Origin of the sequence: Agromyces binzhouensis, from assembly GCF_004135055.1 — a bacterium.
Taxonomy (GTDB): Bacteria; Actinomycetota; Actinomycetes; order Actinomycetales; family Microbacteriaceae; genus Agromyces; species Agromyces binzhouensis.
The window spans coordinates 1-16,239 of the sequence record NZ_SDPL01000027.1 but is presented as its reverse complement, the minus strand read 5'-3'; the positions used below and the strand labels follow the sequence as shown (position 1 = coordinate 16,239).

The 16,239-nt window shown below is 70.9% G+C and carries 17 protein-coding genes; 12 read left to right on the top strand and 5 right to left on the bottom strand.

Annotation, left to right across the window (positions count from 1 at the left end):
• A partial coding sequence (locus tag ESO86_RS03215) for an alpha/beta hydrolase fold domain-containing protein (protein WP_165307261.1) occupies positions 1-561 on the bottom strand: 561 nt, incomplete at its 3' end.
• A 122-nt stretch (positions 562-683) separates the two neighbouring features.
• Here ESO86_RS03215 and ESO86_RS03210 point away from each other — a divergent pair.
• Together ESO86_RS03210 and ESO86_RS03205 are read left to right on the top strand one after the other, a co-directional pair.
• On the top strand, positions 684-1,274 hold the full coding sequence (locus tag ESO86_RS03210) for a PadR family transcriptional regulator (protein WP_129233448.1): 591 nt from the start codon (positions 684-686) through the stop codon (positions 1,272-1,274).
• A gap of 37 nt (positions 1,275-1,311) precedes the next feature.
• Complete coding sequence (locus ESO86_RS03205) at positions 1,312-3,060, top strand: ABC1 kinase family protein (protein ID WP_129233447.1); 1,749 nt, start codon at positions 1,312-1,314, stop codon at positions 3,058-3,060.
• Positions 3,061-3,094: 34 nt separating this feature from the next.
• Here the strand turns inward: ESO86_RS03205 and ESO86_RS03200 are convergent, their stop codons facing one another.
• The gene (locus tag ESO86_RS03200) at positions 3,095-3,670 is read right to left on the bottom strand and encodes a TetR/AcrR family transcriptional regulator (RefSeq protein ID WP_129233446.1); all 576 of its coding nucleotides are present in this window, start codon (positions 3,668-3,670) and stop codon (positions 3,095-3,097) included.
• Between the two features lie 121 nt (positions 3,671-3,791).
• Here ESO86_RS03200 and ESO86_RS20125 point away from each other — a divergent pair, with 121 nt between their 5' ends.
• Together ESO86_RS20125 and ESO86_RS20120 are read left to right on the top strand one after the other, a co-directional pair.
• Entirely contained in the window at positions 3,792-4,100 is a 309-nt protein-coding gene (locus ESO86_RS20125; RefSeq protein ID WP_340638831.1) for a dihydrofolate reductase family protein, read from the top strand.
• Positions 4,097-4,381 (top strand): dihydrofolate reductase family protein, encoded by a 285-nt coding sequence (locus tag ESO86_RS20120; RefSeq protein WP_340638830.1) that lies wholly within the window; start codon positions 4,097-4,099, stop codon positions 4,379-4,381. The genes ESO86_RS20125 and ESO86_RS20120 overlap by 4 nt, the downstream gene beginning before the upstream one ends.
• Before the next feature lie 36 nt (positions 4,382-4,417).
• Here the strand turns inward: ESO86_RS20120 and ESO86_RS03190 are convergent, their stop codons facing one another.
• Positions 4,418-5,062 carry a TetR/AcrR family transcriptional regulator gene (locus ESO86_RS03190; RefSeq protein WP_129233444.1) on the bottom strand — a complete coding sequence of 215 codons (645 nt, stop codon included), beginning with the start codon at positions 5,060-5,062 and terminating at the stop codon, positions 4,418-4,420.
• Positions 5,063-5,238: 176 nt separating this feature from the next.
• On the opposite strand from ESO86_RS03190, the gene ESO86_RS03185 reads away from it, so the two are divergent.
• The 7 genes from ESO86_RS03185 to ESO86_RS03155 all read left to right on the top strand — a co-directional run bounded on the left by ESO86_RS03185 (position 5,239) and on the right by ESO86_RS03155 (position 13,606).
• Entirely contained in the window at positions 5,239-6,894 is a 1,656-nt protein-coding gene (locus ESO86_RS03185; protein ID WP_129233443.1) for an ABC transporter substrate-binding protein, read from the top strand.
• Positions 6,895-6,990: 96 nt separating this feature from the next.
• Positions 6,991-7,815: an ABC transporter ATP-binding protein gene (locus ESO86_RS03180; RefSeq protein ID WP_129233442.1), complete on the top strand. Its 825-nt coding sequence runs from the start codon at positions 6,991-6,993 to the stop codon at positions 7,813-7,815.
• Positions 7,812-8,621, top strand: coding sequence for an ABC transporter ATP-binding protein (locus ESO86_RS03175; protein WP_129233441.1), 810 nt, complete (start codon positions 7,812-7,814; stop codon positions 8,619-8,621). The genes ESO86_RS03180 and ESO86_RS03175 overlap by 4 nt, the downstream gene beginning before the upstream one ends.
• Entirely contained in the window at positions 8,618-9,733 is a 1,116-nt protein-coding gene (locus tag ESO86_RS03170; protein WP_422836470.1) for an ABC transporter permease, read from the top strand. Before ESO86_RS03175 ends, ESO86_RS03170 begins: the two co-directional genes overlap by 4 nt.
• Before the next feature lie 3 nt (positions 9,734-9,736).
• Positions 9,737-10,807 carry an ABC transporter permease gene (locus ESO86_RS03165; RefSeq protein ID WP_242492181.1) on the top strand — a complete coding sequence of 357 codons (1,071 nt, stop codon included), beginning with the start codon at positions 9,737-9,739 and terminating at the stop codon, positions 10,805-10,807.
• On the top strand, positions 10,804-13,125 hold the full coding sequence (locus tag ESO86_RS03160; protein WP_129233440.1) for an exo-beta-d-1,3/1,6-glucosidase: 2,322 nt from the start codon (positions 10,804-10,806) through the stop codon (positions 13,123-13,125). The genes ESO86_RS03165 and ESO86_RS03160 overlap by 4 nt, the downstream gene beginning before the upstream one ends.
• 112 nt (positions 13,126-13,237) lie before the next feature.
• Positions 13,238-13,606, top strand: coding sequence for a cupin domain-containing protein (locus ESO86_RS03155; RefSeq protein WP_129233439.1), 369 nt, complete (start codon positions 13,238-13,240; stop codon positions 13,604-13,606).
• A gap of 67 nt (positions 13,607-13,673) precedes the next feature.
• Here ESO86_RS03155 and ESO86_RS03150 read toward each other — a convergent pair whose 3' ends face one another.
• Positions 13,674-14,513, bottom strand: coding sequence for a helix-turn-helix transcriptional regulator (locus tag ESO86_RS03150; protein ID WP_129233438.1), 840 nt, complete (start codon positions 14,511-14,513; stop codon positions 13,674-13,676).
• 181 nt (positions 14,514-14,694) lie between these two features.
• On the opposite strand from ESO86_RS03150, the gene ESO86_RS03145 reads away from it, so the two are divergent.
• On the top strand, positions 14,695-15,639 hold the full coding sequence (locus tag ESO86_RS03145; protein ID WP_129233437.1) for an SDR family oxidoreductase: 945 nt from the start codon (positions 14,695-14,697) through the stop codon (positions 15,637-15,639).
• A gap of 21 nt (positions 15,640-15,660) precedes the next feature.
• Here the strand turns inward: ESO86_RS03145 and ESO86_RS03140 are convergent, their stop codons facing one another.
• Positions 15,661-16,029: a nuclear transport factor 2 family protein gene (locus ESO86_RS03140; RefSeq protein WP_129233436.1), complete on the bottom strand. Its 369-nt coding sequence runs from the start codon at positions 16,027-16,029 to the stop codon at positions 15,661-15,663.
• Positions 16,030-16,239 lie beyond the last annotated feature (210 nt).

Here is a 16,239-nt window from a genome sequence, read left to right as displayed (position 1 = left end):
GAGCAGGCGCTGCGCGAGCGCGGCCGCGAGTCCTCCGCCCGCGCTCTCCCCGCCGACCGCGACCCGCGCCGGGTCGATGCCACGCGCGGACGCGGCATCCTGCACCCACTCCCACGCCGCGACGCAGTCGTCGAGCGGCACCGGGAACGGATGCTGCGGCGCGAGCCGATACTCGACCGAGACGACCACGATGCCGAGTCGCTCCGCGAGGTCGGCGCAGAACCGATCGTCCGCCGCGGCGGCGCCGATCACGAGGCCGCCGCCGTGCATCCAGATCAGGGCCGCGCGGGCGGGCGCACCCGACGCCGCCGCATCGTCGGGTGTGAAGACCCGGACGCCCGTGCCGGGAGCGTCGAAGTCGATCCGCTCGAATCGCACGCCCGCCGTGGGCTTCGGCGGCGGGATGAGGGCGAACGCCGCCTGCGCCATCCGTCGCTGCCAAGCGCGACGGACCTGCGGGCGAGGGAACCAGCGGTACGCACGTCGGAGCTCCGGGTGCAGGTCGGCGATGCGCATGCGCGCCGGGGAAGGATGCACGTCATCCGCGCGGGTGCTCGTCATGGTGGTTCCGATTCTGGCGCACGCGATTCCTCTCAGGAGATTCACGACCAGTACCGCACTCAGCGATATATCGTTGACATATCGCGAGACCCGATCAGGGCCCCGGTTTCAGGGAGGTCATCATGAGCGATTCGTACGGCGGAAGCGGCTTCGGCAGCGGCTCGGGCAACTGGGGCAGGGGCAATCCCGGCCAGGGCATCTGGGACGCGATGGAGCAGCTGCGCGGCATGTTCGAGCAGAAGGTCGCACCGCGCATGGGCAAGGGCGACGTGCGCGCGGCGGTGCTCGCGCTGCTGGCCGAGAAGCCGATGCACGGGTACCAGATCATCAACGAGATCGCCGAGCGCAGCGGCGGCGCGTGGAAGCCGAGCGCGGGCTCGGTGTATCCGACCCTGCAGCTCCTCGCCGACGAGGGCCTCATCACCGCCGAAGAGGAGGGCGGGCGCAAGACGTACACGCTGACCGACGCGGGCAAGGCCGAGGCCGAGGCATCCGCTGACCGCACCCCCTGGCCCACCCCGCCCGGCGGCGGCGGTGGCGGAGGCGGCGGACGCGACTTCGGCATGTCGGGCGCACTGCCCAAGGCCGGCATCGAGCTCGCGCAGGCGGCCGCGCAGGTCGGGCGCTCCGGCACCCCCGAGCAGGTGAAGGAAGCCGTCGAGGTGCTGGAAGACGCACGCCGCCGGCTGTACTCGATCCTCGCCCAGGGCTGACCGAGTGCCCTCGACACGTCGGCATCCGACAGGCAGGATGCCCGATGTGGGGAACACGCGCGCCCGCTACCGACGGATCCTCCGGTTCGCCGCGCGATACATGGTGCAGACCTGGTGGTTCGAGCTCGTGCTGCCACGGTTCGGCCTGTCCGGCTTCGTCGCGCGCGGGCGCGAAGCGCGGCTGACCCGCATCGCGCAGCGCTTCCACGACCTCGCGGTCGACCTCGGCGGCCTCATGATCAAGGTCGGCCAGTACCTCTCCTCCCGCCTCGACGTGCTGCCGCCCGAGATCACCCGCGAACTCGCCGGGTTGCAGGACGAAGTGCCGCCCGTGTCGTTCGACCGCATCCGCGCGCTCGCCGAGGCCGAGCTGGGCATGTCGCTCGACCGCGCGTACGCATCGTTCGACCCGACGCCGGTGGCCGCGGCATCCCTCGGCCAGGCGCACCGCGCGCGCCTCTCCCCCATCGACGCCGCCGACATGGGCTACGACGAGGCCGTCGTGAAGGTGCAGCGTCCGGGCATCGAGGTCATCGTCGACGTCGACCTCGCCGCGCTGCGCCGCATCGCGGGATGGCTCAGCCGCGTGCGGTTCGTCGCGAGCCGCGTCGACCTGCCCTCGCTCGTCGAGGAGTTCGCCACGACGAGCCTCGAGGAGATCGACTACGTCAACGAGGCCGGCAACGCCGAGCGGTTCGCCGCGAGCTTCGCCGGCGACCCGCGCGTCGCCGCGCCCGAGGTCGTCTGGGAGCGCACCACCCGCCGCGTGCTCACCCTCGCCGACGTCACCGCGATCAAGATCAACGACCGCGCCGCCCTCGTCGCCGCCGGCATCGACCCGAAGGCCGTCGCCCAGCAGTTCGCGGCCGTCATGTTCGACCAGCTCTTCCGCGACGGGTACTTCCACGCGGATCCGCATCCGGGCAACATCTTCGTCACGCCGGTCGGGGTGCTGTCCGGCGAGACGGATGCCGCGGCATCCGCTTCGACGCAGGTGACGACGGATGCCGCGGGGCCGGCGCCCGCCTGGAAGCTCACCTTCATCGACTTCGGCATGATGGGCCAGGTGCCCGACGGGCTGCGCCAGGCCCTGCAGCAGCTGATGATCGCGGTCGCCTCGCGCGACGGGAAGCGGCTGGTCGAGAGCTTCCGCAGCGTCGGCTTCCTGCTGCCGACCGCCGAGACCGCGGAGCTCGAGCGGGCGATGACCGAGCTGTTCGCACGCTTCGGCGGCATGGGCTTCGCCGAGCTCGCGCAGGTCGACGAGCGCGAGCTGCGCCGGTTCGCGATCGAGTTCAGCGACGTCATGCGCACGCTGCCGTTCCAGCTGCCCGAGAACTTCCTGCTCATCATCCGCGCCATGTCGCTGACCTCGGGCATGTGCAGCTCGCTCGACCCCGAGTTCAACATGTGGGACGCCGTCGAGCCCTACGCCGCCAAGCTCCTCCGCGACGAGCGCGGCAACATCGTCCAGGCGCTGGGCCGCGAGGCGATGTCGGTCGCCGGCACGGCCTGGCGCCTGCCGGGCCGCCTCGACAAGGTCGTCGACCGCATCGAGAACGGCCGCCTCGTCGCGAACTCGCCCCGCATCGAGCACCGGATGGCGCGCCTCGAGCGCACGGCCGGGCGCATCGTCTCGGCCGTCGTCTTCGTGGGGCTGTTCCTGGGCGGCATCCTGCTGCGCGCGGATGAGCCCGTGTGGGGCGGCATCCTGCTCGGGGTGTCGGTGATCCCACTGCTGCACGCGGTGTTCGCGGGGGTGTTCGGGCGGCGCGGGCCGCACTGATCCTGGGGGCGCCGTCGTCCCGGCGAGCGGCAGCTCACCCCTCCGGGACGATCGCCGTGACGACCTGGTCGACGACGCGCTGCACCTCCTCCTCGCCGAGGAGCTCGGGCATCGTCAGGTGCTCGAGGAGCAGCCCGTTCATCGCGAGGTACAGCACGAGGACCGTCGCCTCGTCGCCCGGGAATCCGCCGTCGACGTGGTCGCTGGTCGCGCTCGCGAGGTTGCCGGCGAAGTGCCGCGTCACGGCGGGCGCGAGACGTGGATTGCGGGTCGCCTCGAGGCGCAGCTCGAACAGCGCGAGGTGGGCGGCTCGATCGGCCACCGCGCGTTCGATGAGCCAGCACATGAGATCGCGCTCGGTCTCGCGCGTGTGCGGATGCGACATCCGCTTCGCCGTCTCGACCGGGTCGGGCGCGAGCCGCTCGAACACGTGCGCGGCGAGCTCGTCGACGAGCTGGTCGCGCGATGCGAAGTAATTCGACGCCGTGCCGGCCGGCGCACCCGCCTCGCGGTCGACGGCGCCGAACGTCAGCCCGCGGCTGCCGTGGCCCGCGATCACGTCGACCGCGGCGTCGAGCAGTCGCCGTCGTCGCTCGGGGTTCCGAACCATCCGCTCTCTCCTCGGTCTCGTGCCGCGGGTGCTCCCGCCGCCTCTTGCCATCCTAACCACTATGAGTAAAGTGGTTGAGCGCACGCACCGACGAACGGGCAGCAACGAAGAGGCAGGACGCATGCGGAAGCTCACCTACTACATCTCCCTCTCGATCGACGGGTTCATCGCAGGGCCCGACGACGAGGTCGACTTCTTCCCCGGCTCCGACGAGTACATGGCGTGGATGGCCGGCGACTACGGCGACGCGCTGCCCGGCGCCTTCCGCGAGCAGTTCGGCCTCGCGGGTGTCGCACCAACCCGATTCGACACCGTCGTCATGGGCCGGCGCACCTACGATCCGGCGCTGCAGCTCGGCGTGACGTCGCCGTATCCGCACCTGCGCCAGTACGTGTCTCGCGCAGCCTCGAGCAGCCCGACCCCGCGGTGACGGTCGTCGCCGGCGACGTCGTGGAGACCGTGCGCGCACTCAAGGCCGAGGACTCGGCGCTCGACATCTACCTCGCGGGCGGCGGGCGGCTCGCCGGGCAGCTCCTCGACGAGATCGACGAGCTCGTCATCAAGCGGTACCCGGTCGTCGCGGGCGCCGGACTGCCGGCGTTCGGCCCGGACTTCTCACCGCGCGGGTTCTCGCTCGACGCGGTGCGCTCGTTCGAGGGCGGCAACCTCGTCGAGTGGTACTCGCGGAAGGCGGGCGGCGGCGTGGCCTGAGCGCCGAAAGCTGCGCTCGGCGCCCGTTGGGGCGCGTCAGGCCAGCGGCGACGGCGACGGCGAGAGCACCGAGTCGACGATCGCCTCGATGGCGAACTCCGACGCGCGGCCGAGGTCGACCGCCGCGGGGTCGAGCAGCCACTGCACCTGAAGGCCGTCCATGACGGCGAGGATGCTCGCCGAGGCGAGTTCGATCGTGTCAGGAGCGGCGACGCCGCGCTCGGCGCACACGACCTCGAAGGCGCGGGCGACCTCGCCTCGCAGCGTCTCGTAGCGCTTCTGGAAGAACACGCGCCCCGGGTGATCGTCGGTCACCGACTCCGCCGACAGCACGACGTAGGCCTGCACGATGCCGGCGCGGTGGGCGTTGACGAACGCCGTCCGCACGAGATGCCGGAAGAGCGCCATCCCGCCGGGGATGTGCTGCTCCTCGAGATCGGCCACGTCGGTCTCGTCGCGATGGCTGAGCACCTCGAGGAGGAGCTGGTCCTTCGACCCGAAGTGATGGAGGATCCCCGCGTGGGTCATGCCCACCTGGTCCGCGATCTCCTGGAGGGTTCCGCCCGCGAACCCCTTGCTCCCGAAGATCTCGACCGCGGCGTCGAGGATGTCACGCCGCTTCGCGAGCGTCTCGGGGCGCGACCGCGGCTGCCGACGCTGAGCCGCCGTCGATTCCGTCATCGGTGGCACCCCCTTCCTCGCCTGCCGGATCACGAGTCTACGCACGCCCGCGCGGGCGGAGAACGGCGCGTTGCGTTACTTACTTACTTGATAGTAAGTTAACGCCGCACCCACTCGACGCCGGCGTCGCCCCTTCAGGCAGGCACGGTGTCGTGCCCCCACACGAAGGAGAAGCAATGAGGCTCAGTACGTCCCTCGGCGCCGTCGGCATCGCCGCGACGCTGGTGCTCACCGGTTGCGCCGGCGCGAACACCGACAGCACCCCGGCGGAGAGCGGCGCAGCGCTCACGATCGCCAAGCCCGACGGCGCGATCACCACCGAATCGCACAACCCGTACCTCGGCGACTCGTCCGCCTCGAAGTACGGCTACGCCAAGGTCATCTTCGAGCCGCTCGCGCTCGTGAACCCCACGGGCGACCTCGGCACCACCCCGTGGCTCGCGGAGTCGGTCGAGTGGAACGACGACTACACCGAGCTCACCGTGGTGCCCCGCAGCGGCGTCACGTGGAGCGACGGCACCGAGTTCACCGGTGACGACATCGTCTTCACCTTCGACCAGTTCCTCACCGGCAGGCTCGCCGACACCTCGGGCCTGAAGTACGAGGGCGCGACCGTCGACGGCGACGCGATCACCCTGAAGTTCGCCGACTCGAAGTACATCGCGCAGTCGCGCGTGCTGCACACCCCGATCGTGCCCAAGCACATCTGGGAGGAGATCGACGACCCCAACACCGACCCGCTCACCGGCGAGGGCCTCGCCGTCGGCACCGGACCCTACGTGCTCGACACCTGGTCGACCGAGTCGGTCACCCTCACGGCGAACGAGGACTACTGGGGCGGCGACCTGGCCGTGCCCGAGCTGCACTACGTCTCCTACGGCGACAACGCCGCCCTCACCACCGCGCTCGTCTCGGGCGAGGCCGACTGGGCCCAGGCGTTCATCCCGCAGATCGAGGAGAGCTACCTGGCCGCCGACGAGGACAACCACTTCCTCGCATCCCCCACGGCCGGCGCCGGCACCCTCTTCATGAACCTCCAGACCGAGCCGTTCGACGACCCGGCCCTCCGCCAGGCGCTCGCGTGGACGATCGACCGCCAGGCCTACGTCGACATCGCACGCGAAGGCGCGAGCACCGCGATCTGGAGTGCGACCGGCCTCAGCGGCCTGCTCGAGGACGAGATCCTCCCCGAGTACCAGGGCGAGGAGTACGAGGTCGACGTCGACAGGGCCAAGGGCATCCTCGAGGACGCCGGCTACACCTGGAAGGACGAGAAGCTGATCGACCCGGACGGCGACGCCGTCTCGTTCTCGATCTCGGTCCCGGCCGGATGGAGCGACTGGAACACCGAGCAGGCGCTCATCGCCGAGGAGCTCGACGCGGCGCTCGGCATCGAGGTCAAGGTCGACCAGCCCGACTGGGGCGGCTGGGACGCCGCCCGCCAGGAGGGCACCTTCCAGGCGATCATCCACTGGCTCGAGGACACCGGCAACGCCTACGGCCTCTACACCTCGACGATGGACCCGAAGTGGATCGTCGACGACCGCGCCCAGTTCAACTTCGGCCGCTTCGACGACCCCGCGGTCACCGAGGCGCTGAACACCTACGCCAACGCGTCGTCCGACGCCGACCGCGAGGCGGCGCTGGCCGTCATGCAGGCCGCGTTCGTCGAGAACGTGCCGGCCATCCCGCTCGGCTCGCACCCGCTGCTCGGCGAGTACAACACCCGGAACTACGTCGGGTTCCCGACCGAGGACGACCAGTACGCCTCGGCCGACCCGACGCAGCCCGGCATCGTCCAGATCCTGGCGAAGCTGCAGCCGGCCGACTGACCCGCGCCGGATGGGGCGGGTGCACCCCGGTGCATCCGCCCCACCCCCTGCCGGCATCAGCCCGCACGTCGGGCATCACGAAGGGAACCCCCACCCATGAGCGACACGTTGCTGTCCGTCCGCGACTTCTCGGTCGTGTACGACGTCGACCCGGCCGTGGAAGCGGTCAGGAACGTCACGCTGAACCTCCGCCGCGGTGAGATCCTGGGCCTCGCCGGCGAGAGCGGATGCGGCAAGACCACCCTCGCCTACGGCGTGCAGCGCCTCCTCAAGGCACCGGCGGTGATCACGAGCGGTTCGGTCGTCTTCCACGACGCGAGCGGCGAGGACATCGACGTCAACGCCCTCGAGGCCGACGAGATGCGCCGGTTCCGCTGGGACAAGGTCTCGATGGTCTTCCAGGGCGCGATGAACTCGCTGAACCCGGTCGCGACGATCGGCTCGCAGCTCGAGGACGTGTTCGAGGTGCACCGCCCGAGCCTCACGAGGGCCCAGCGTCGGGAGGCAGTCGTCGAGCTGCTCGAGATCGTCAAGGTGGGAGCGCAGCGGTACCGCTCGTTCCCGCACGAGCTGTCGGGCGGCATGCGGCAGCGCGTCATGATCGCGATGGCGCTCGCGCTCCGCCCGCAGCTCATGGTCATGGACGAGCCGACCACGGCGCTCGACGTGCTCGTCCAGCGCGAGATCCTCCGCCAGATCTCGGCGCTCCGCCACGAGTTCGGCTTCTCGGTCGTCTTCATCACGCACGACCTCCCGCTCCTCCTCGAGATCAGCGACCGCATCGCGATCATGCGCGACGGCGAGATCGTCGAGCTCGACACCGCCGAGCGGATCTGGCACGACCCGCAGGACGACTACACGAAGACGCTGCTGTCGTCCTTCCCGCGCCTCACCGGAGAGAAGGGGATGGTGCTGCGATGACGCTCCTCGAGTTCGACGCCGTCACCAAGGTGTACGCGGTGCGCGGCGCCGGCCACATCACCGCACTCGACGACGTGAGCTTCACGCTCCGGTCCGGGCAGACGATCGGCCTCGTCGGCCAGTCCGGCAGCGGCAAGTCCACGATCGCGAAGATCCTGACCCAGCTCGAGACGCCCACGAGCGGCGAGGTGCGACTCGACGGTCGGGCGATCCCCCGTCGCGGCGCGGGGCTGCGCGCCTACCGCCAGCAGCTGCGGATGGTCTTCCAGGACCCGTTCGCCTCCCTCAACCCGTACCACTCGATCCGGTACCACCTCCAGCGTCCGCTCCGGCTCGACCGCATCGTGCCGAAATCGGAGGAGGACGCCGAGGTGCGGCGCCTGCTCGAGCGCGTCCGGCTCGACCCGGGCGTCGTGATCGACCGGCGGCCGCACGAGCTCTCCGGCGGCCAGCGGCAGCGCGTCGCGATCGCCCGCGCCCTGGCATCCCGGCCCAAGCTGCTCGTGGCCGACGAGCCGGTCTCGATGCTCGACGTCTCGATCCGCCTCGGCGTGCTGAACCTGCTCGCCGACCTGCAGCGCGAGGAGGGCCTCGGCGTGCTCTACATCACGCACGACCTCGCGACCGCCCGCCACTTCAGCGACGAGATCCTCGTGCTCAACCAGGGACGCGTGGTCGAACGCGGACCCGCGGACGACGTCATCCTGAACCCGCAGCACCCGTACACGCAGGAGCTCCGGGCGGCATCCCCCGACCCCGACGCGCACTTCGCGTCGGCATCCGGCATCGACGGAGGTGCACTGTGACCGCGGTCCAGCCCCAGTCCCACACCCACGAGACCGAGACGCGCGCCGACCTGCCCTCAGGCAGCGAGACCGAAGCCGTCGAGGCCGGCACCACCGCGACCCGCGCGACCAGGGGCCGCTCGCGGATCCCGTGGCGGTTCCTCGGCGGCCGTGCCGTGTTCTACCTCTTCACCCTGTGGGCGGCGATCACGATCAACTTCTTCCTGCCACGGATGATGAAGGGCGACGCCGTCACGCAGTACCTCTCGCGCAACCGCAACGTCAGCCCCGAGGCGGCGGAGGCGCTGCGCTCGCTCCTCGGCCTCGACACCGACAAGAGCCTCTGGCAGCAGTACCTCGACTACTGGGCGCTGCTGCTGCGCGGCGACCTCGGCGTCTCGCTGCTGCACGGCCTACGCCCGGTCACCGAGGTCATCGGCCAGTCGCTGCCCTGGACCATCGGCCTCGTCGGCTTCGCGACGATCGTCTCGTTCGCGATCGGCACGATCGGCGGCGCGATCGTCGGATGGCGCCGGGGCAGCCGGCTCGACGCGCTGATCCCGGTCACGACGTTCCTCAGCACCATCCCCTACTTCTGGCTCGGGCTGCTCGCGATCGCGCTGTTCTCGGTGAACCTCGGCTGGTTCCCGATCGGCAAGGCCTACGGCGTCGGCATGAGCCCGGAGTTCTCACCCGAGTTCATCGGCCAGGTCATCCACCACGGCACGCTGCCCGCCGCGACGATCATCATCGCCTCGCTCGGCGGCTGGATGCTCGGCATGCGCAACATGATGCTCACGGTGCTCGACGAGGACTACGTCATGGTCGCCGAGGCGAAGGGGATGCCCCGCAAGCGGGTGCTCTGGGGGTACGCCGCGCGCAACGCCGTGCTCCCCCAGATCCAGAGCTTCGCGCTGTCGATCGGCTTCATCGTCGGCGGCACGATCGTGATGGAGATGGTCTTCAGCTACCCGGGCGTCGGCAAGCTGCTGCTGGATGCCACGAACGCGAAGGACTACGCGCTGATGCAGGGCGTCTTCCTCGTGATCACGCTCTCGGTGCTGCTGGCGAACCTCCTCGCCGACATCGCCTACGCATTCCTCGACCCGCGCACGCGCCAGACGGAGGCCTGAGCCATGGACACCACCGTGACCGACCGGACGAACGATCCGGCGACCGCCCGCCCGGCGGGCGTACCCGCGACCGCGACGATCCGCACGGCGGAGGATCCGCCCGCGAAGACCACGCACGACCGACCCACGTTCCGGTCGAAGCTCGGCAGCGCCTTCGCTATGTTCCGCAACGGCAAGTCGATCGCAGGGCTCTCGATCCTCGGCTTCTTCGTGCTCGTGGCGATCTTCGCCGACGTGCTCGCGCCGTACTCGCCGACCGCGGTCGACCACACCGCGCGCTTCCAGCCGCCGTCGGCCGAGCACTGGCTCGGCACGACCCACATCGGCGAGGACGTGCTGAGCCAGGTCATCCACGGCACGCGCGGCGTGATCGTCGTCGGCTTCCTCGCGGCGATCATCGCGACCCTCATCGCGATCGTCGTCGGCGTGATGTCGGGCTACCTCCGCGGATGGCGCAGCGAGAGCCTCTCGGCGCTCACCAACGTCTTCCTCGTGATCCCGGGCCTGCCGCTCATCATCATCGTCGCGTCGATGTTCGAGGACCCGCCGCTGGCCGTCGTCGCCGCGGTGCTCGGCCTCATCGGCTGGGCGTGGGGCGCCCGCGTCCTGCGCGCCCAGACGATGTCGCTGCGCAACCGCGACTTCATCCAGGCCGCGCGCGCCAACGGCGAGCCGCTTCGCCGCATCATCACGGTCGAGATGCTCCCCAACCTCATGGCGCTCATCGCGGCGAGCTTCGTCGGCACGGTGACCGCGGCCATCCTGGCCCTCACGACCCTGTCGTACATCGGCGTCATCCCGGTCACGACCTACAACTGGGGCACCATCCTCAACTGGGCCGGCGCGCAGGGCGCGTTCCGGCAGAACCAGTGGTGGTGGTACCTGCCGCCGGGGCTCTGCATCGCGGCCATCGGCGTCGCCCTCTCGCTCATCAACTTCGGCATCGACGAGTACGTCAACCCGCGCCTGCGGTCCGCCGGCGAGCGGGCCCGCGCGATGAAGAAGAAGGGGCTGAACGTCAACGACACCGTGACCGCCGTGCGCCCCGCCACCCGGACTGAGGAGAACCCGTGACCACCGCCGATATCGTCACACCCATGTACCTCGACGCGAACCGCCCCGTCGCCGACCGCATCGCCGACCTCCTCTCCCGGATGACGGTCGAGGAGAAGGTCGGGCAGATGCTGCAGCTCGACGCCCGCGAGGACCTCGAGGACCAGGTGCTGCGACAGCACGTCGGATCGATCCTGCACGCGTCGCCCGAGCGGATCGCACGCGCCCACGAGCTCGTCGCGCAGACGCGGCTGCGGATCCCCCTGCTCGTCGGGGAGGACTGCATCCACGGGCACTCGTTCTTCGAGGGCGCGACGATCTTCCCCACCCAGCTCGGCATGGCCGCGTCGTGGGATGCCGACCTGCTCGAGCGGGTCGCACGCGCGACCGCCGTGGAGGTCGCCGCGACCGGGGTCCACTGGACCTTCTCGCCCGTGCTCTGCATCGCGCGCGACCTGCGCTGGGGGCGCATCGACGAGACGTTCGGCGAGGACCCGTTCCTCATCGGCGAGCTCGCCTCGGCGATGGTGCGCGGCTACCAGGGCGGCGGGCTCGAGGACGACACGGCGATCCTCGCGACCGCCAAGCACTTCGCCGGCTACTCCGAGACGCAGGGCGGCCGTGACGCGAGCGAGGCCGACCTCTCGCGCCGCAAGCTCCGTTCCTGGTTCCTGCCGCCGTTCGAACGCGTGGCGAAGGAGGGCTGCCGCACGTTCATGCTCGGGTACCAGACCACCGACGGCGTGCCGATCACGGTGAACGAGTGGCTCCTGAACGACGTGCTGCGCGGCGAGTGGGGCTACACGGGCACGCTCATCACCGACTGGGACAACGTCGGCCGGATGGTGTGGGAGCAGAAGGTGCAGCCCGACTACGCCCACGCGGCCGCCGCCGCGGTGAAGGCGGGCAACGACATGGTCATGACGACGCCCGGCTTCTTCCGAGGGGCGCTCGAGGCGATCGAGCGGGGGCTCCTCGCCGAGTCCGACCTCGACCGCGCGGTCTCGCGCATCCTGCTGCTGAAGTTCGAGTTCGGGCTCTTCGAGAACCCCCGGAAGCCGGATCTCGCGCGCATCGACGCGGTCGTCGGCAGCTCGACGCACGCGTCGCTCAACCTCGAGGCGGCGCGCCGGTCGCTCGTGCTCCTGCGCAACGACGGCGTGCTCCCGCTCCTGCAGGGGCGGGTTCCGGATGCCGCGGGCCGCGCGGTCTCGGACGGCACCCCCCGACGGGTCGCCGTCATCGGCCCGCTCGCCGACGACGCCCAGACGCAGCTCGGCGACTGGGCGGGCTCGTCGGGCCAGGCGGACTGGCTGCCCGACGGCCACCCGCGCGGCATGATCACGACCGTGCTCGACGGGCTGCAGCGAGCGGCGCCGGCCGACTGGACGATCGAGCACGCCGATGGTGCGCGCATCCTGACCCTCGACGAGGACCCCGAGGGCGCGTTCTTCCCCGACGGGCAGCCGCGACCGCAGGTGGTCGTGCCCTGCGCGCCCGACGAGGCGCTCATCGCCGAGGCCGCAGACGCCGCACGTCGCAGCGACCTCGCCGTCGTGGTGGTCGGCGACCGCATCGAGCTCGTCGGCGAGGGCCGTTCGACCGCGACGCTCGAACTCGTCGGCGACCAGGTCGCGCTCCTCGACGCGGTCGCCGAGACCGGCACGCCGTTCGTCGTCGTGCTGCTCGCCTCGAAGCCCCTCGTGCTCCCGCCGTCGGCGGAACGCGCGTCGGCCCTCGTCTGGGCCGCGAACCCCGGCATGGAAGGCGGCCGGGCCATCGCCGAGCTGCTGCTCGGACTCGTCGAGCCGAGCGGGCGCCTGCCGATCTCGTTCGCCCGGCACGCCGGCCAGCAGCCGACCTACTACAACCAGATCCGCGGCCAGCACGGCACCCGCTACGCCGACCTCACGCAGAGCCCGGCGTACGCGTTCGGCGAGGGCCTGACGTACACCACCGTCGAGTACGACGACCTCCGGGTCCTCGACGACGCCGTCGCGCCCGATGCCACGGTGCGGGCCGAGGTCCGCGTCACGAACACCGGAACCCGTCCGGCACGCGAGCTGGTGCAGGCGTACCTCCGCGACGAGGTGACGTCGGTGAGCTGGGCGGACAAGGAGTTGAAGGCCTACCGCCTCGTCGACCTCGAACCGGGCGAGTCGCGCGTGGTCTCCGTCGAGCTCGCCGTCGCCGACTGCACGCTCGTCGACGCGAACGGCACGCGCGTGGTCGAGCCGGGAACGTTCGAGCTGCTGGTCGGCCCCTCCTCGCGCGACGAGGCGCTGCTCGCGGCATCCTTCGCCGTGGTGGCCGCGCCGGTCGCGGCGACGGAGGGGTGACGGTGCGGGGGCGACGACGGGTTCCGGTCCCGTCGTCGCCCCCATTCCTCCCCACGTGGGCGACGGGGTTGCCCGCGTTGCGGTGGGCGATCGCCGAAGAGAGGATCGGACCATGAGCGACGCCCGGATCCGCAACGTGCACGACGCCCTCGACTCGTTCACGGAGCACTGGCAGCCCCACCGGCTCGCGAGCGTGAACGACTACGACGTGAAGGTCGTGAAGCTCCTCGGCGAGTTCACCTGGCACGCGCACCCCGACACCGACGAGCTGTTCATGGTGCTCTCGGGGCAGCTCGTCATCCAGCTGCGAGCGGGCGACGTGGAGCTCGGGCCGGGCGACGTCTACGTCGTCCCGCGCGGCGTCGAGCACTGCCCGAAGGCCGCGGGCGAGGTCTCGGCGATCCTCATCGAGCCCCAGGGCGTCGTGAACACGGGCGACACCCCGAGCGAGCGCACGTCCGAGCTCCGCGAGCTCGACTGACCCGGCGCCCCGGGCTCGATACCGATGCCGCGCGGGCGGCGTCATCACGGGGTCATCGGGCTACGGCTCAGCCGAGCGCCTGCGCGCCGATGACGGCGAGCAGGCTCAACCGGTCGTGGCTCTCGCTGCCGGGGATCGCGGTGTAGACGAGCAGCGAATGCCCCTGGTCGGGGTCGATCAGCCGCTGGCACGTCAGCTCGAGGGGGCCCACCTCGGGGTGGATGAAGTGCTTCACCTCGTGCGGACGCACGCCGATCTCGTGGTCGTCCCACACGCGTCGGAACTCGTCGCTCCGCTCGAGGAGCAACCCCGCGAGGTGCGCGGCCCGAGACTCCGGCCCGCGGAGCGTGACGATCTCACGAAGGCCCGATGCGTACATGCGGCTGAGGAACGCGTGCTCCTCCGGGGCGTGGCGATCGCGCGCCGACGGGTACGTGAACCATCGGTAGCCCACGCTGCGCTCGGGGCCCGAGTACGCCGACGCATCGCCGGTCAGCGCGACCGCCATCGGCGTCTGCCGCAGCGTCTCGCCGAGCTCGGTGACGATCTCGGCGGGTGTGTCGTCCAGGCGGTCGAAGATGCGCAGCAGTCCGGGACTGATGTGCTTGCTGACCTCGCCGCGCGCCGGCGGGTTCTGCCCCGCGAGCCGGAAGAGGTGGTCGCGCTCGTCGAGCGACAGGTGCAGTCCGAGCGCGATGGACGCGAGCATCTGGGGCGACGGCTGCGGACCGCGCTCCTGCTCCAGCCGCGAGTAGTAGTCGGTCGACATGTGGCACAGCGACGCGACCTCCTCGCGACGCAGCCCGCTGGTCCTCCTGCGCGGGCCGCGGGGCAGGCCGACGTCCTCGGGCTGCAGCGCCTCGCGGCGACTGCGGAGGAACTCCGCCAACCCGGCGCGATCGATCATGGTGAACCCCGTCTCAGCAGTGCTGCTTCGTTTCTACCTCGCTCGGCCGTCCGGAGCCACGGATCATCCGTCCCACCCATGCGAGCGGAAGGCCGGGCCTCGCGAACCGGGGATCGGCGGTCTCTGGATGACGTGTCGCGGACCGGCGACGGTGGGGTGACCGACGACGAGGAGTACCCGAATGCCACACCGCACCATCGACATCGAGATCCCCGACCTGACCGGGAAGCGCGCGGTCGTCACCGGCGCCAGCGACGGGATGGGGCTGAGGATCGCCGAGCGACTCGCCGCGGCGGGTGCCGAGGTGATCCTGCCGGTCCGCAATCCCGGGAAGGGCGAGCGGGCGATCGCGCGGATCCGCGATCGCGTTCCGAGCGCCGAGGTCTCGCTGCGACGCCTCGACCTGTCATCGCTCGGCTCCGTCGCCGCCCTCGGGGACACGCTCGCCGCGGAGGGACACCCCATCCACATCCTCATCAACAACGCGGGCGTCATGACACCGCCCGACCGGCAGCTCACCGCCGACGGATTCGAACTGCAGTTCGGCACCAACCACCTCGGCCACTTCGCCCTCGTCGCGCACCTCGCACCGCTGTTGCGTGCGGGGCGGGCCAGGGTGACCTCGCAGGTCAGCATCGCGGCACGTCGGGGTGCGATCGACTGGGACGACCTGAACTCCGAGCACGGGTACGACGGGCAGCGCGCCTACAGTCGGTCCAAGATCGCATTCGGGCTGTTCGGCCTCGAACTCGAACGCCGCAGCCGCGCCGAGGGATGGGGCATCACGAGCAACCTCTCGCATCCGGGCATCGCCCCGACGAGCCTGCTCGCCGCGCGCCCCGAGCTCGATCGTCACGCGGACACGCGCGCGATCGGGATGATCCGCGCGCTCTCGGCCCGGGGCATCATCGTCGGCACGGTCGATTCCGCGTCGCTGCCGGCGCTCATGGCCGCGACCGATCCGTCCGCCGAGGGCGGAGCGCTGTACGGCCCTCGCGGGCTCGGCCACCTTGGCGGGTCGCCCGCACCGCAGCGGCTCTACCCTCCGCTTCGGAGCGAGGACGACGCGGCGCGGATCTGGGACGCTTCCGAGCGCCTCACCCAGGCCGCGTTCGTGGCCGGGTGACGGCGCACTGGCGCCGGCGCGTCAGTTCGACAGCTCGATCATGTACGACACGATCTCCGTGATCCGCCCGTCGGCCGCGAAGTCGAAGACGTCGCAGGAGGCCACGATCGACACCCCGCCGTCGGCGTCGGTGTAGCGGGCGAGCGCATCGACGACGACGCTGTCCTCGCCCACGACCGAACGGAACCGCTGGAACTCCGTCGTGACGTCGGCGAGGTCGGCGGCGGTGCGCTCGATCGCCTTCGCCACCGCCTTCCGGCCGACCAGCGGACCGCCGCCGACGGAGGTCCAGATCACGTCATCCGCGAGATGCTGGAGGGCCAGGTCGAATCGATGGCCCGAGAACGCTCGGGCGATCTGCTCGGTGGTGAGGTCGGTCGTGGTCTCCATGCGGCTCGCTCCCTCGCGCGGCATCCCGCGCCATCGCGGTTGACGTGTTCACCATCGCCCCGTCAGGGCCGTTCGTCAAGATGCATGGGTCGGATGGCGCGTGGCGACCCCGCAGTTCCCGCACCGGCCGGCACTCCACCTGCCGGCCGGCGCGGGAGGTCGTCGGCGCTCAGCCCTCGCGCGGGCCCGCGACCGCGGCGGGCCACGCGT

What these genes read in the sequence shown, in the direction of transcription:
- ESO86_RS03210 (WP_129233448.1), top strand. Translation starts at nt 684, where the DNA reads ATGAGCGATTCGTACGGCGGAAGCGGCTTCGGCAGCGGCTCGGGCAAC.
- ESO86_RS03205 (WP_129233447.1), top strand. Translation starts at nt 1,312, where the DNA reads ATGCCCGATGTGGGGAACACGCGCGCCCGCTACCGACGGATCCTCCGG.
- ESO86_RS03200 (WP_129233446.1), bottom strand. Translation starts at nt 3,670, where the DNA reads ATGGTTCGGAACCCCGAGCGACGACGGCGACTGCTCGACGCCGCGGTC.
- ESO86_RS20125 (WP_340638831.1), top strand. Translation starts at nt 3,792, where the DNA reads ATGCGGAAGCTCACCTACTACATCTCCCTCTCGATCGACGGGTTCATC.
- ESO86_RS03190 (WP_129233444.1), bottom strand. Translation starts at nt 5,062, where the DNA reads ATGACGGAATCGACGGCGGCTCAGCGTCGGCAGCCGCGGTCGCGCCCC.
- ESO86_RS03185 (WP_129233443.1), top strand. Translation starts at nt 5,239, where the DNA reads ATGAGGCTCAGTACGTCCCTCGGCGCCGTCGGCATCGCCGCGACGCTG.
- ESO86_RS03180 (WP_129233442.1), top strand. Translation starts at nt 6,991, where the DNA reads ATGAGCGACACGTTGCTGTCCGTCCGCGACTTCTCGGTCGTGTACGAC.
- ESO86_RS03175 (WP_129233441.1), top strand. Translation starts at nt 7,812, where the DNA reads ATGACGCTCCTCGAGTTCGACGCCGTCACCAAGGTGTACGCGGTGCGC.
- ESO86_RS03165 (WP_242492181.1), top strand. Translation starts at nt 9,737, where the DNA reads ATGGACACCACCGTGACCGACCGGACGAACGATCCGGCGACCGCCCGC.
- ESO86_RS03155 (WP_129233439.1), top strand. Translation starts at nt 13,238, where the DNA reads ATGAGCGACGCCCGGATCCGCAACGTGCACGACGCCCTCGACTCGTTC.
- ESO86_RS03150 (WP_129233438.1), bottom strand. Translation starts at nt 14,513, where the DNA reads ATGATCGATCGCGCCGGGTTGGCGGAGTTCCTCCGCAGTCGCCGCGAG.
- ESO86_RS03145 (WP_129233437.1), top strand. Translation starts at nt 14,695, where the DNA reads ATGCCACACCGCACCATCGACATCGAGATCCCCGACCTGACCGGGAAG.
- ESO86_RS03140 (WP_129233436.1), bottom strand. Translation starts at nt 16,029, where the DNA reads ATGGAGACCACGACCGACCTCACCACCGAGCAGATCGCCCGAGCGTTC.